At 66.6% G+C, this 13,693-nt stretch carries 14 protein-coding genes; 8 read left to right on the top strand and 6 right to left on the bottom strand.

All coding sequences use genetic code 11. From position 1 onward, the window contains the following. Positions 1-132: 132 nt before the first annotated feature. Positions 133-600 (top strand): hypothetical protein, encoded by a 468-nt coding sequence (locus MJ603_RS05290; RefSeq protein ID WP_243062597.1) that lies wholly within the window; start codon positions 133-135, stop codon positions 598-600. Here the strand turns inward: MJ603_RS05290 and MJ603_RS05285 are convergent. Beyond that, positions 582-1,280 carry a response regulator transcription factor gene (locus MJ603_RS05285; RefSeq protein ID WP_243062596.1) on the bottom strand — a complete coding sequence of 233 codons (699 nt, stop codon included), beginning with the start codon at positions 1,278-1,280 and terminating at the stop codon, positions 582-584. The genes MJ603_RS05290 and MJ603_RS05285 overlap by 19 nt on opposite strands. After that, positions 1,277-2,443 carry a cell wall metabolism sensor histidine kinase WalK gene (locus MJ603_RS05280; protein WP_243062595.1) on the bottom strand — a complete coding sequence of 389 codons (1,167 nt, stop codon included), beginning with the start codon at positions 2,441-2,443 and terminating at the stop codon, positions 1,277-1,279. The genes MJ603_RS05285 and MJ603_RS05280 overlap by 4 nt, the downstream gene beginning before the upstream one ends. A gap of 177 nt (positions 2,444-2,620) precedes the next feature. On the opposite strand from MJ603_RS05280, the gene phoU reads away from it, so the two are divergent. Together phoU and MJ603_RS05270 are read left to right on the top strand one after the other, a co-directional pair. Then, positions 2,621-3,271, top strand: coding sequence for a phosphate signaling complex protein PhoU (phoU, locus tag MJ603_RS05275; protein WP_243062594.1), 651 nt, complete (start codon positions 2,621-2,623; stop codon positions 3,269-3,271). A gap of 11 nt (positions 3,272-3,282) precedes the next feature. Further along, positions 3,283-4,467 carry an acyl-CoA dehydrogenase family protein gene (locus MJ603_RS05270; RefSeq protein ID WP_243062593.1) on the top strand — a complete coding sequence of 395 codons (1,185 nt, stop codon included), beginning with the start codon at positions 3,283-3,285 and terminating at the stop codon, positions 4,465-4,467. Between the two features lie 11 nt (positions 4,468-4,478). Here MJ603_RS05270 and MJ603_RS05265 read toward each other — a convergent pair whose 3' ends face one another. The 4 genes from MJ603_RS05265 to MJ603_RS05250 form a co-directional block, all read right to left on the bottom strand. Beyond that, a complete protein-coding gene (locus MJ603_RS05265) occupies positions 4,479-5,234 on the bottom strand; it encodes a phosphoglyceromutase (RefSeq protein WP_243062592.1) in 756 nt (251 codons plus the stop codon). A gap of 41 nt (positions 5,235-5,275) precedes the next feature. Next, entirely contained in the window at positions 5,276-6,427 is a 1,152-nt protein-coding gene (locus tag MJ603_RS05260; RefSeq protein ID WP_243062591.1) for a folate-binding protein YgfZ, read from the bottom strand. 2 nt (positions 6,428-6,429) lie between these two features. Continuing rightward, on the bottom strand, positions 6,430-7,056 hold the full coding sequence (locus MJ603_RS05255; RefSeq protein WP_243062739.1) for an FABP family protein: 627 nt from the start codon (positions 7,054-7,056) through the stop codon (positions 6,430-6,432). A 126-nt stretch (positions 7,057-7,182) separates the two neighbouring features. Further along, positions 7,183-7,464: a hypothetical protein gene (locus MJ603_RS05250; protein ID WP_243062590.1), complete on the bottom strand. Its 282-nt coding sequence runs from the start codon at positions 7,462-7,464 to the stop codon at positions 7,183-7,185. 107 nt (positions 7,465-7,571) lie between these two features. On the opposite strand from MJ603_RS05250, the gene MJ603_RS05245 reads away from it, so the two are divergent. From MJ603_RS05245 to pstS, 5 genes are all read left to right on the top strand, one after another. Then, complete coding sequence (locus tag MJ603_RS05245; RefSeq protein ID WP_243062589.1) at positions 7,572-8,240, top strand: response regulator transcription factor; 669 nt, start codon at positions 7,572-7,574, stop codon at positions 8,238-8,240. Positions 8,241-8,243: 3 nt separating this feature from the next. Then, the gene (gene mshD, locus MJ603_RS05240) at positions 8,244-9,128 is read left to right on the top strand and encodes a mycothiol synthase (protein WP_243062588.1); all 885 of its coding nucleotides are present in this window, start codon (positions 8,244-8,246) and stop codon (positions 9,126-9,128) included. Between the two features lie 58 nt (positions 9,129-9,186). Next, the gene (locus MJ603_RS05235; protein WP_243062587.1) at positions 9,187-11,367 is read left to right on the top strand and encodes an RNA degradosome polyphosphate kinase; all 2,181 of its coding nucleotides are present in this window, start codon (positions 9,187-9,189) and stop codon (positions 11,365-11,367) included. Next, positions 11,364-12,308: an NUDIX domain-containing protein gene (locus MJ603_RS05230; RefSeq protein ID WP_243062586.1), complete on the top strand. Its 945-nt coding sequence runs from the start codon at positions 11,364-11,366 to the stop codon at positions 12,306-12,308. The genes MJ603_RS05235 and MJ603_RS05230 overlap by 4 nt, the downstream gene beginning before the upstream one ends. 178 nt (positions 12,309-12,486) lie before the next feature. Further along, positions 12,487-13,638: a phosphate ABC transporter substrate-binding protein PstS gene (gene pstS / locus MJ603_RS05225; protein ID WP_243062585.1), complete on the top strand. Its 1,152-nt coding sequence runs from the start codon at positions 12,487-12,489 to the stop codon at positions 13,636-13,638. Positions 13,639-13,693 lie beyond the last annotated feature (55 nt).

Below are 13,693 nucleotides of genomic sequence, written 5' to 3'. Positions count from 1 at the left end.
ATACCACAGCGGTGGCGTGCTATTCTGTGCCGCCCTCCCGGACCAGCCCTCGCGATACGGTAGGCTTTCAGGGCAATCCGCGGTGTTCCGACAGGCCGATGGGCCGGCCCGGTGCGACTTGGAGGATCTCAAGTGAAAGCGCGCGTCGCGGCATCCATCGTTCTCGCTTTCGGACTCACGCTGGGCATGAGCGGCTGCACTCTCGTCACCACGCAGGACACCCTGAACATCAAGGAGTCGAGCGTCGGCGTCAGCGGTTCCGTCGGGCAGGTCGACGTGCGTAACGCCGTACTGATCACCAACGGCAGCAATGGCACGGTCGGCAACCTCGTCACCACCTTCGTCAACAACGAAGACAAGCCGCACCGTGTTCAGGTGCAGCACGGCTCGACGAACGAGTACGTGACCGTTCCGGCATACGGCGTCAAGAAGATCGGCGGCGAGGGCGAGACCCGGGTTCAGTTCAGCAACCTCGGCGTGAAGCCCGGAGGACTGACCGACGTCTTCTTCACTTATTCGACCGAGACCGGGGTGCGCCTCCGCGTCCCCGTGCTCGCGTCGACGTTCCCCGGCTTCGCGGACTACGCGCCCAAGCGCTGATCCTCGATGCGGTAGCCGAGGCCTCGTACCGTCACCAGCATCTGAGGATCCGACGGGTTCGTCTCGATGCGTGAGCGGATGCGCTTGATGTGCACATCGAGCGTCTTCGTGTCGCCGAAGTAGTCGCTCCCCCACACCCTGTCGATCAGCTGACCGCGCGTGAGCACCCTGCCCGCGTTGCGGAGCAGGAGTTCGAGAAGTTCGAATTCCTTCAGCGGCATGGGCGTCTCGACGCCGCCGACCGTGACGGCGTGACGGTCGACATCCATGCGAACCGAGCCGACCTCGAGGATGCCGTCGTCTTCGAATTCGCCATCATCGGTACGCCTGCGCAGCACGGCACGGATGCGCGCAAGCAGCTCCCTCGTCGAGTAGGGCTTCGTCACGTAGTCGTCGGCACCGAGCTCGAGTCCGACGACGATGTCCACCTCGGAGTCCTTGGCGGTGAGCATGATGATCGGCACGTTGGATCGCGTGCGGAGCTGCTTGCACACCTCCGTGCCAGGGATGCCGGGAAGCATGAGGTCGAGCAGCACGAGGTCGGCGCCATCCCTGTCGAACTCCGCGATCGCGTCCAGTCCGTTGTCGCTGACGGTCACCTCGTATCCTTCGCGGCGCAGCAGGAAGGCCAGAGGCTCGCTCAGCGCTTCCTCGTCTTCGACCAAAAGGATGCGGGTCATATCGTTCGTTCTCCTTGCTCGAGCTGGGTCGGAACCAGATGCTCCGCCTCGGGAAGTCTGATGGTGAAGGTCGATCCGCGGCCGGGTTTGGACCAGACGCGCACCTCGCCGCCGTGGTTCTGCACGGCATGCTTGACGATCGCGAGTCCCAATCCCGTTCCGCCGGTCGCGCGCGATCGTGCCTGGTCGACGCGGTAGAAACGTTCGAACACCCGGTCGAGGTCTTCTGGCGGGATGCCAGGGCCCTGATCGGTGATCGAGATCTCGACGACGCCGTCATGCAGACGGGTGCCGACGCCGACGCGCGCCCTGTCGGGCGAGTACTTGACGGCATTCGAGATGAGGTTGTGCACAGCCGTGATCAGCAGGCTCTCGTCACCGAACACCACAGCGTGCGAGTGCCGGCCGGTCGCCAGATCGATGTGCCGCAGCTCCGCCAGCACGCGATTCTGGTCGACGGCCGATGCGACCACGTGATCGATCGAGACCCGTTCGGCATGCGGAACGATCTCCGCCGACTGCAGCCTCGAGAGGTCGATGATGTCCTGCGTCAGGCGAGTGAGCCGTGCGGCCTCGCCGGTGAGACGATGCGCGAAGTGCCGAACCTGTCCCTCGTCATCCGCTGCGCTCTCCAGTGCCTCGGCGAGCACACTGATCGCGCCGATCGGGGTCTTCAGTTCGTGGCTGATGTTGGCGACGAAGTCGCGGCGCACCTGCTCGAGCCGCACCGCCTCTGTGCGGTCGTCTGCGAGCAGAAGGATGTAGCGGGAGCCGAGGCGCACGACGCGCACGCTGAGTTGCACCGTTGTGGCATCCCCGAGCGCGCTGCGTGCCAACTCCATGTCTTCATCGACGGGGTCGCCCGTTCTGCGTACCAGATCGACCAGCTCGACGAGCCTGGGCTGGCTCAGCGCGGCATTCCAGACCAGGCCGAGGTTGTATGCACCTGCGGATGCGCGCACCACGTTGTTGCTCGGGTCGACGACGATACCGGCCGTCGGCAGTGCTTCGAGGATCTGGTCGACGCCGTCGGGCACCGTCGGGCTGGCGATTTCGGTCGCACGATGACCCTTCGACGCCGCCGCATACAGCAGCCAGACCAGTCCGGCCCCGATCACGAGGCCGAGTGCCAGCGACAGCAGCACCAACCAGGTGGAGTCCATATGCTCAAGGTTAACCGTGCGGTCAGACCGCTCTGTGCCGCGGATGCCCGCGCAGCGGGTGGCTTCGTGCAAAGTTCCGGCCGCGGACACCGTTCGTTAACCTGTCACGGGGAGCATGACCCGATAGGACCGGACAGCCCGGTCGTTCAGCGTGCCGCCAGGAGGGCGACGAACAAGATGCGAGACGTATTCCAGCATGAGATGCGCGAGGTGCAAGACCGACTGGTCGAGATCGCCGAGCTGGTCGTCGTGTCGATCCGCAACGCCACCGCCGCGTTCAATGAGTCCAATGTCTCCCTGGCCGACACCGTGATCCAGAACGATCAGAAGATCGATGCGCTCACCGTGGTGCTCGACGAACTGTCGATCCAGATTCTCGCCAGGCAGAACCCCGTCGCACGCGACCTGCGCATCGTCGTGAGCGCGCTGCGCATCAGTGCATCGCTGGAGCGGATGGGCGACATCGCAGAGCACATCGCGCAACTCGCACGCTACCGGTTCCCCGACAAGGTGGTGCCGAAGAGCCTTCGCGAGACCTTCGCCGAGATGGGAAGGCTCGACGTGGTCATCGCCGAGAAGCTCGTCGACCTTCTGAGAACGCAGGACCCGCGACTGGCCGATGAGATCCGCGATCAGGACGACGACATCGACGAGTTGCACGTGAGCGTCTTCGACAAGGTGCTCGGCGAGACCTGGAAGGGCGGTGCCGTCGACACGGTCGACGCGACCCTCGCCTCCCGGTACCACGAGCGCTTCGCGGACCACGCCGTGTCCATCGCGAAGAAGGTTCAGTACCTCGTCACGGGAGACTGGGTTCCGGAAGACTAAGCTCCCTTTCCGTGCCCGACTACGACGTCAACGTCCCGCTCGACACCGACTACTACGAGGTCTTCTCGGACGTTCCCGACGAGGACAGGGCGTTCTGGGACAGGGCGCGGCAGTTCTCGCTCGAGACTGGTGACGAGCTTGCGGATGCCTGGGACAAAACCGAATACCCGCTTCATCTCGTACGGAGGCTGGGCGAGCTCGACCTTCTGACCGACGGCGTGCGCGGTGAAGGTCTCACACCGATGTCGCCGCTGGCCGCCGGCCTGGTGAACATGGAGATCTCTCGCGGCGACGGCTCGATGGGCACCGTCATCGCCGTGCAGGGCGGACTCGCGCTGCGCAGCATCGCACTTCACGGAAGCGACGAACAGAAGGCGATGTGGCTCGTACCCCTTGCGCGGGCCGAGAAGCTCGGCGCGTTCGCGCTCACGGAGCCCGACCATGGCTCCGACTCGACCTCGCTCGAGACGACAGCGCACCGCACAGACGACGGTTGGGTGCTGAACGGCGAGAAGAAGTGGATCGGCAACGGATCGGTCGGCGATGTCTCCGTCGTGTGGGCCCGTGACGACGACGGTGACGTTCGCGGATTCCTCGTCGAACAGGACACCCCCGGCTACGACGCCGAGACCATCACCGGCAAGGCATCGCTTCGCGCGATCCACCAGGCGCGCATCCGGCTGACCGACGTGCACATTCCGGCGGAAGCCGTGCTGCCGGGCGCCCGTACGTTCAGGGACACCTCGACCGTGCTGCACGCCACACGCGCCGCCGTCGCCTGGTCGGCACTGGGCCATGCGACGGCGGCGTTCGAGGCAGCGCTGAGCTATGCGAAGCAGCGCGTCCAGTTCGGCAAGCCGATCGCGTCGTTCCAGCTCGTGCAGGAGCGACTCAGCGAGATGCTGTCGCAGCTGACGTCGATGCAGCTTTACTGCCGTCGCGTCGCCGATCTGGATGCCGCAGGCCGGCTCACGCCGACGCAGGCGTCACTCGTGAAGTACCACTGCACTCGCACGGCGCGCGAGGTGGCGTCGAAGGCGCGTGACCTTCTCGGCGGCAACGGCATCCTGATCGAGAACCGCGTGATCACGCACATGGCCGACATCGAAGCGATCCACACCTACGAGGGCACCGAGAGCATTCAGTCCCTGCTGATCGGCAGACACCTGACCGGTGTGAGCGCGCTCGCGCGCTGACGCCACCCGCTTTACTTCTTGGCGCCCTGGGCGGCCACCGCGGCCGCGCCGGCAGCTGCGGCCTCGGGGTCGAGGTACTCGCCGGGGCCGAGCGGGGTGAAGTCCTCGCTCAGGCGGTAGACGAGCGGGATGCCGGTCGGGATGTTCAGCTCGGCGATGTCGTCGTCGCCGATGCCGTCGAGGTGCTTCACCAGTGCGCGCAGCGAGTTGCCGTGGGCGGTGACGAGCACGGACTTGCCGTCGGCGAGGTCGGGGACGATGTCGGACTGCCAGTACGGCAGCATGCGAGCGATCACGTCTTTCAGGCACTCCGTGCGGGGCAGATCCGCGTCGGGAAGGTCGGCGTAGCGAGCGTCGCCGACCTGGGAGAACTCGCTGTCGTCGGCCAGTGGCGGCGGCGGAACGTCGAACGAGCGACGCCAGAGCATGAACTGCTCGTCGCCGTACTTCTCCTTGGTCTCCGCCTTGTCGAGACCCTGCAGCGCACCGTAGTGACGCTCGTTGAGGCGCCAGGAGCGGCGGACTGGAATCCAGAGGCGGTCGGCGGCGTCGAGCGCGATGTCAGCCGTCTGGATGGCCCGCGACAGCACCGAGGTGTGCAGCACATCCGGCAGAAGGCCTCTGGATGCCAGCAGCTCGCCGGCGCGCGCCGCCTCGGTGCGCCCCTTCTCGGTCAGACGCACGTCGACCCAGCCGGTGAAGAGGTTCTTCTGGTTCCAGTCGCTCTCGCCGTGGCGCAGCAGTATCAGGGTGTAAGGAGCAGGCATGAAATAAGCCTACCGGCCGCCGGAAAACGGATGGTGCCGCCTCAGCGCGCGGGACGGGTGACCTGCCCGAGCCGCGGGATGCGCGGCACGTTCGCCTCAGCGCCGGCATCCGGAGGAACGATCGCCTCTTGCGCGGCGGCGACGAGGGTGTCGTCGACGCGCACTCGTAGGTCGGCTGAGGCATCCGTCGACCGCTTGATCACGGCGAGCGCGATCGGACCGAGCTCGTGGTGCAACGCTGCCGAGGTGACGTGCCCGACGACGACATCGCCGAGAAGCACCTCGGCACCGCGCTCGATCTGGGCGCTTTCGGACCCGTCGAGATGCAGGAACACGAGCCTGCGCGGCGGATGCCCGAGATTGTGCACCTTCGCCACCGTCTCCTGGCCGCGGTAGCACCCCTTGTTCAGGTGCACGGCGGTGCGCAGCCAGTCCAGTTCGTGGGGAATCGTGCGGTCGTCGACCTCCGCGGCGAGCCTCGGCCGCCACGCTGCGATGCGCAGCGCATCGGCGGCGAGCGTTCCAGCGACCGCAGATCGCCCGGAGGCTGCTGCGTCGGCGAGCGCCTGCAGCCCGTTCCGCTGCACCAGCGTCTCTACCCAGTGGTACGTGACGCCTGGATGCTCGTGCTCGGCACTCGCGTACTGGTGTCCGCCCGCGACGACAGCGGGCCAGGGGTCGCGCCACGTCAGTGCGACGTCGTTCGATACAGCCGCATCCGGCGCGCAGGCCGTGCCGGGCGCAGCGATGTATCCGATGGTTGCGAAGTCGGCGGTGCGGTCTTCCGGCTCGACGCGGAGCATGAACCGCATCGAGGTCAGGAACGCGAGCACGGCATCCGTGTCGGATCGTTCCGTCAGAAGCCAGGTCGTCTCACCGTCGTCGATCACGTGCAGGGCGTGCTCGACGTGACCGGCCGGGTCGAGCAGCAGAGCCTCCGCCGACTCCCCCGGTCGCAGCGAGCGCAACGACTGACTGGTCATCGAGTCGAGCCAGCTCAGGCGGTCCCCACCCGCAACGGAGACGACCCCGCGTGTCGAGAGGTCGACGATCGCCTCACCGGATTCGAGGCTGCGCTGTTCGACGAGCGGGTTGCCGTAGTGGGCCGGCACCCCGGCATCTGCAGCGGTCTGCGGCGTGGCGACTGCGCCGGGAAGCGCGAGGAACGGCGAGCGAGCAAGCTCTGTGGTCATCGTCACTCCTCGACGTAGGGCGCGGGTCCGGACAGATCGGTCCTCGCGAGCCTTGCCGACGCATGCGTGCGCAGATCCTGTCCGAGGGCCGCGATGTCCCACGCCCACAGTAGGTGGGATTCCACAAGACCGTAGAGCCGGGTGGCTGCCGAGTAGTCCTTGGCGCCAGAGGTGCGGAGCACGGCATCCGTCACCAGGTCGATGCGCGGACCCTTGACCTGCCCGAGGTACAGCTCGGAGATGCCGTCAGGGTGCAGGATCTGGGCTTCGATCTCGAAGCCTCCGCCTGAGGTTCGCAAGGCCTCGACGGCCTGGGCCGTGTCGAACGGACGCGCGTCGGCACCGGGCAGCAGGCCAGGGCCGGCATCTTCCGGCAGGAGCGTGCGGCTGAGGCGCCAGTAGCCGAGTTCGGTGGCCAGCGGAGTGTTCTGCTCGTCGAGCAGCCAGGTGTAGGAGCTGTACGCGAGCGCCGGAAGCCCGTCGTGGCTGAAGCTGATCCGCTGCCCGAATTCCTGCTCGATGTGGTCGTCATCGACCTGGTAGTCGAGCACACCGGTACCCTCCCAGACGCCGATGAGCCAGGAGAGCGGAACGAGCTCGGCGGGGAGCCCTTCGGGCAGGGAGATCAGCGCTGGCCCCTGAACAGGTTGTAGACGACGAGCACGGAGACGCCGGCGATGGCCAGGACGGCGAGGGAGAGCAGTCCGACGAAGACGAGCTCGAGGGTGACAAGCATGACGCCAGTCTACCGAGGCTCACGCATGCACGAGGAAGAGCACTCCCGTGGCGAGCACGAGGATCACGAACGATCCGGCGACGCTCGTGCCGAACCGGATGACGAACCCCTGCTTCTCCTGGGTCGCCAGCTGCACGCACATGGCGACGAGGATGCTCCCCGCCATGGTGATGCCCAGCCAGCCCAGAGAGACCTTCTCGACGGCGAAGACGCCCACCAGCACGGATGCGATGAGGGTCACGACCCAGACGGAGACGATGGTCGTCCACCTCATCGCGGGTGTCAGTGCCGTTGTCGTCACCCCACCATTCTCTCCCGCCGTCGGTGTGCATGCGCAACCGGACCCGGCGAATCGCGGTCCGGCGCTCGGATAGGATCGGGATACTTCTGAAGCGGGCGGGAGGTCGCGTGGCTCAACTCTTGGTGCTGACGCCCGCGCCCGCCATCGAGGTGCTTCCTGCACTCGGCCTGCTCAGTCACCGCGTGCGGCAGATACCGGCGGACACCACAGCGCTCGTCAACGCTCCCAGTGCCGACCTCATCTTCGTGGATGCCCGTCGCGATCTCGTCGGGGCCAAGTCACTGTGCAAGATCCTCGCGTCGGCAGGCAACTCCGTGCCGATCGTGCTCGTGCTCACCGAAGGCGGTCTCACCGCCGTCAACAGTGACTGGGGCATCGACGACGTTCTGCTGGAGGGTGCCGGGCCCGCTGAGGCGGATGCGCGCATCCGCCTCGCGATCGACCGCAGGTCGCAGGACCCTGCGCAGTCGAAGATCCAGGCGTCGGGTGTGACCATCGACGAGGCCAGCTACTCGGCGAAGGTGCACGGCCGTTCACTCGACCTCACGTTCAAGGAGTTCGAGTTGCTGCGCTTTCTCGCGACGCACCCGTCGCGAGTGTTCACGAGGGAGCAGCTGCTCAGCGAGGTGTGGGGCTACGACTACTTCGGCGGCACCCGCACCGTCGATGTGCACGTTCGGCGGCTCCGGGCCAAGCTCGGCGACTCCGAGTCGCTGATCGGCACGGTGCGCAACGTCGGCTATCGCTTCAACGTGATCGACGACGAAGAAGCCTGAGTCGTGTCCTCCGGCGCGCTGACGGTGCGGCGTGTTGCGTCGGAGCACGCCGCGGCAGTACTCGCCATCGCGGATGCGGCTCGGGATGCAGACGGGATCGACCCGTTCAACGAGCAGGCCAGGCTCGACATCGCGTCCGGCCGCCGTACCGCCCAGCTCGCAGAGGCCGGCGGCGTTCCGGTCGCCGTAGCCGTGACGGGACGCGATGAGCTCGACCTCGTCGTCGCCCCCGGTGAACGCGGCCACGGCCATGGCACGGCGTTCCTGGAACGGCTTCTGCCCGAACTCGAGGCGGATGTCTCCGCCTGGTCGCACGGCGATCATCCGGCCGCGCGCGCACTGGCATCCAGCCATGGGTTCGAGCCCGTTCGCACTCTGCTCGAACTGCGGTTGCCCGATCTCGCTGCGGCGGTGCTGCGCGACGCCGCCGTGCCTGCCGACGGCATTCGCATCTCGGCCTTCGATCCTGCACAGGATGCCGCCGACTGGCTCGAGCTCAACGCCCGCACGTTCGCGACGCACCCCGAGCAGGGCGCTGTGACCGCGACAGATCTCGCCGAGCGCATGGCAGAGCCGTGGTTCGACGCCGAGGACTTCCTCGTGGCACGCGGTGCCGACGGCCGGATGCTCGGCTACGACTGGCTCAAGCTCGAACCGGGCTACGACGAGGGCGAGATCTACGTGCTCGGAGTCGACCCTGGCGCCGCGGGGAGCGGGCTGGGACGCGCTCTGCTCGAGGCGGGACTGCGACGAATGCTCGCAAAAGGCCGGTCGCAGGCGTCCCTCTACGCCGAGGGAGACAACGCCCGTGCCCTGGCCCTCTACCGCCGGGCCGGATTCGTCGACGCCGCCGTCGACGTGCAATTCCGGCGCCGCGGAGTCGCGTGATCGCGCACGGCGAACCCGCGTTAACGCGCTGTTCTCCCCCCGGTGCCATGATGAGTGAATGGACGGCGAGGACATCCTGATCGGCTCGGCTCTGAGCACCGAGTTCGACGACAACTTCGATCAGCCCTGGAATCCGGAGCTCGATCCGACACTTCCGGCCGACAGGTATCTGGACCGCGAGTTGAGTTGGCTGGCGTTCAACCAGCGCGTGCTGGAGCTCGCAGAGGATCCGCACGTTCCCGTGCTGGAACGTACGAACTTCCTGGCGATCTTCGCGAGCAACCTCGACGAGTTCTTCATGGTGCGCGTCGCGGGCCTGAAGCGACGCATCCTCACCGGCCTCGCCGTGCAGACGAACACCGGCAGGGCGCCGATCGACGAGCTCGCCGACATCTCGGAGAGGGCGCACGAGCTTCAGGACAGGCAGGCACGCGCGTATCGCGACGGGGTCCTGACCGCCCTGGCCGACGCGGGCATCCGCGTGGCCACCTGGGACAGCCTGGATGCCGCCGACCGCGAGCAGATGCGGGAGATCTTCTCCCGGCAGATCTTCCCGGTGCTCATGCCGCTCGCCGTCGATCCCGCTCACCCGTTCCCGTACATCTCCGGCCTGTCGCTGAATCTCGCGATCAGGGTGCGCAACTCGAAGACGGGCAAGGAGCAGTTCGCCAGGCTCAAGGTGCCGACGATGCTGCCGCGATTCGTGCGCATCGATCAGCGCGAGTCTGTCGGGCAGATGCGCTTCATCATGCTCGAGGACCTGATCGCCAACCACCTGCGCGACCTCTTTCCCGGCATGGAGGTGCTGGAGCACCACGTCTTCCGGGTGACCCGCAACGAAGACGTCGAGGTCGACGAGGACGAGACGGAGAACCTGATCCAGGCGCTCGAGCGCGAGCTTCTTCGCCGCCGGTTCGGGCCGCCGATCCGACTCGAGGTGTCGCAGGACATGGACGACATCACGCTCGGCCTGCTCGTGCGCGAGCTCGACATCACCGAGCAGGAGGTCTACCGGCTTCCCGCACCGCTCGACCTCGGTGGCCTGTTCGAGCTCTCCAAGATCGAACGCCCCGACCTGCACTACCCGAACCACGTGCCGACGACGGCCGCGCAGCTGATGCCGCGCGAGCCGAATGCCAAGCCGGATGTCTTCGCCTCGATCTCACGCGGCGACATCCTGCTGCACCACCCGTACGAGTCGTTCGCGACGAGCGTTCAGGCCTTCCTGGAGCAGGCTGCCCGCGACCCGCACGTACTGGCCATCAAGCAGACCCTGTACCGCACCAGCGGCGACAGCCCGATCGTCGAGGCGCTGATCGACGCAGCCGAACGGGGCAAGCAGGTGCTCGCGCTCGTGGAGATCAAGGCCAGGTTCGACGAGCAGGCGAACATCGACTGGGCGCGCAAGCTCGAGAAGGCCGGCGTGCACGTCGTGTACGGCCTGGTCGGCCTCAAGACGCACTGCAAGCTCGCACTCGTTGTTCGCGAAGAAGACGGTGTGCTCAAGCACTACAGCCACATCGGGACCGGAAACTACAACCCGAAGACGTCGCGCATCTACGAGGACCTCGGGCTGCTGACGAACGACGACCAGGTGGGCAAGGACCTGACTCGCCTGTTCAACGAGCTTTCCGGCTACGCCATCGAGAAGAAGTTCAAGCGACTTCTGGTCGCTCCGCTGCACCTGCGCAAGGGACTGATCAAGGCGATCGAGAACGAGCGCACGAACGCCGAGGCCGGCAGGCCGAGCGGCATCCGCATCAAGGTCAACTCGATCGTGGACGAGGCTGTGATCGACGCGCTCTACCGCGCCAGTCGCGCAGGAGTGCCGATCGATCTGTGGGTACGAGGCATGTGCGGGCTCAAGGCCGGCCAGGAGGATTACAGCGCGAACATCAGGGTGCGCTCGATTCTCGGCCGTTATCTGGAGCACTCGCGCATCTTCGCGTTCACGAACGACGGCGACCCTCAGGTGTTCATCGGCAGTGCCGACATGATGCACCGCAACCTCGACCGCAGGGTCGAAGCGCTGGTGCGCCTCACGGACCCCGCGCACATCGTCGAACTGGCCGATCTGTTCGATCGTGCGATGGATGACCGCACATCGTCGTGGTGGCTCACCTCAGACGGAAGCTGGGTCAGGCATAGTCTCGATCAGGATGGCAAGCCGCTCGACGACCTGCAGAATAGGCTCATGCAGCTTATTTCGCATCGGCCGCGCACGGGCACTCGCCGGTGACGGAAACCGCGATCTACGCGGGAGGCGCCGTCTGCTGGCGCGTCCTCGACGGCATCCCGCACATTCTGGTCGTGCACCGCACGAAGTACGCCGACGTCACCTTGCCCAAGGGCAAGGTCGACCCTGGTGAGACGCTGCCGCAGGCGGCTCAACGAGAGGTGCTCGAAGAGACCGGGTTGAAGGTCGCGCTCGGCGTGCCTCTCGGGGTGACCAACTACGTCATCTCCAGCGGCAGGGAGAAGTTCGTGCACTACTGGTCCGGCGAGGTGACCGAGGACGCGGTTCACGCGTCGACGTTCGTGCCCAACGACGAGATCGCCGCCATCGAGTGGGTTCCGCTGAAGCGCGTGCGCAAATACCTGAGCTACAAGCGCGACGTCGAGATCATCGACCAATGGGCAGCGCTCGCCGACGAGGGAGTGACGCAGACGTTCGCGCTCATCGTGCTGCGCCACGCGAAGGCGACGTCGCGCGCGAGTTGGAAGGGCAAGGATGCCCTGCGCCCGCTCACACGACTCGGCGTGCAGCAGGCGGCGAGCAACGCGCCCACCATCGCGGCATGGCGCCCGAAGCGCATCGTCACGTCGACGGCGGTCCGCTGCGTGGCGACCGTGGCTCCGCTCAGCGCCGCGTACGGCGTCAAACCCAAGCGAACCGAGAATCTGTCGCAGGATGCCTGGGAGGCCGGCACGTCGGCGCTCGGCCTCCGCGAGGTCATCGGCAAACGAGTGCGCGTTCGCAAGACCGCCGTGCTGTGCAGCCACGGCCCCGTGCTGCCCGACATCATGCGCGAGATCGCGCTCGCCACAGGAACGACGATGGGCGCGTACATTCGCGAGGCCGCTGCGCTGGATGTCGGCGAGTATTCCGTCGTGCACCTCTCGGCGACCAACCCCGCCTCCGGCATCATCGCGATCGAGACGCACAGTCCGCGCCTCTGAGTGCATCGCCGGTGCACACCACGCCCATCGGTAGCATCCCGTTCACCTTCCGTTCACCGTTCGGGGGGAATCTGGTCACGACCCGCGCCTAACTTCGCTAGCGGGCCTCACCGGCCCCTTGCCGCACGTCGCCCGAACGCGCTGCGCTTCGAGGCACACGCAGCCTGACGCAGCGGCAATGACCGATTCCGAAGGGAACACAGTGAAGTTCAACAAAGCAGCCGCGGCGGGGACCATCGCCCTCGCCTCCGTGCTCGCCCTTGCCGCCTGCTCGAGCGACGGCAGCGGCTCACCGAGCACCAGCACCTCGACGGCGTCCAAGCCGGCCGCAGTGGACTACAGCTCGCTCTCCGGCACGCTGACCGCCGGCGGTTCCAGTGCCCAGGCCAACGCCCAGGCAGCCTGGACCGCAGCGTTCACGGCGCAGGCCAGCGGCGTGAAGATCAACTACGACAAGTCGCAGGGTTCTGGCGGCGGCGTCACGAACTGGCTCAACGGCAGCTACGACTTCGCGGGCACTGACGCGGCGCTCAGCGCCGACCAGTTCACCCAGGCGCAGACCACCTGCGGTTCCGCCGGTGGCGTGAACATCCCGGTGTACCTCTCCGGCGTTTCGATCATCTACAAGCTCGACGGTGTCTCGAAGCTGAACCTCGATGCCAAGACGATCGCCGAGATCTTCGCCGGCAAGATCACGACATGGAACGACCCGGCCATCACCGCGCTCAACTCCGGTGTGACGCTGCCTTCGACGCCGATCTCGGTCGTGCACCGTTCGGACGGCTCCGGCACGACGGCCAACTTCACCACCTACCTGCACCAGCAGCAGCCGTCGGTGTGGACCTGGGACGCCGGCACCGCCTGGCCGAACAGCATCGGCAGCGGACAGCAGGGCGGTTCGGGTGTCGTGAACACGGTCGCGGCCGGTAACGGCACCATCGGCTACGCGGACCAGAGCTCGATCGGCGACGCCACCGCCGCCAGCGTCGAGGTCGGCAGCACCGGCAAGTTCGTCGCATACAGCGAGGCGGGAGCCACCGCTTCGCTCGACGCGTCCGGCGTGATCGACGCGCAGGGCGACGGTGACCTCACCGTGGCCATCGACACCACGAAGATCACCAGCGCCAAGGCCTACCCGATCCCGCTGCTTTCGTACGACGTGCTCTGCAAGTCGTTCAAGGACTCGGCTCAGGGCAAGCTGACGGCCGCGTACCTCGGCTTCATCGTCAGCAGCACAGGCCAGAAGATCGGTGCGAAGAACGCCGGCGCAGCTCCGCTGCCCGCCTCGTTCCAGACGAAGGCAGCCGACACGCTGTCCTCGATCAAGTAGCAGCACCGCAGGCACCACCCGGACCACCCGATCCGACGAGCAAGCAGAGAGCATG

This window comes from Humibacter sp. RRB41, assembly GCF_022761015.1.
GTDB lineage: Bacteria > Actinomycetota > Actinomycetes > Actinomycetales > Microbacteriaceae > Humibacter.
The sequence above is the reverse complement of the archived record's forward strand: the minus strand, read 5'-3'. Positions and strand labels throughout refer to the sequence as shown.

Excerpts from the sequence above, each read along its gene's own strand:
- MJ603_RS05285 (WP_243062596.1), bottom strand. The coding sequence starts at position 1,280 with ATGACCCGCATCCTTTTGGTCGAAGACGAGGAAGCGCTGAGCGAGCCT.
- MJ603_RS05280 (WP_243062595.1), bottom strand. The coding sequence starts at position 2,443 with ATGGACTCCACCTGGTTGGTGCTGCTGTCGCTGGCACTCGGCCTCGTG.
- phoU (WP_243062594.1), top strand. The coding sequence starts at position 2,621 with ATGCGAGACGTATTCCAGCATGAGATGCGCGAGGTGCAAGACCGACTG.
- MJ603_RS05265 (WP_243062592.1), bottom strand. The coding sequence starts at position 5,234 with ATGCCTGCTCCTTACACCCTGATACTGCTGCGCCACGGCGAGAGCGAC.
- MJ603_RS05260 (WP_243062591.1), bottom strand. The coding sequence starts at position 6,427 with ATGACCACAGAGCTTGCTCGCTCGCCGTTCCTCGCGCTTCCCGGCGCA.
- MJ603_RS05235 (WP_243062587.1), top strand. The coding sequence starts at position 9,187 with ATGGACGGCGAGGACATCCTGATCGGCTCGGCTCTGAGCACCGAGTTC.
- pstS (WP_243062585.1), top strand. The coding sequence starts at position 12,487 with ATGACCGATTCCGAAGGGAACACAGTGAAGTTCAACAAAGCAGCCGCG.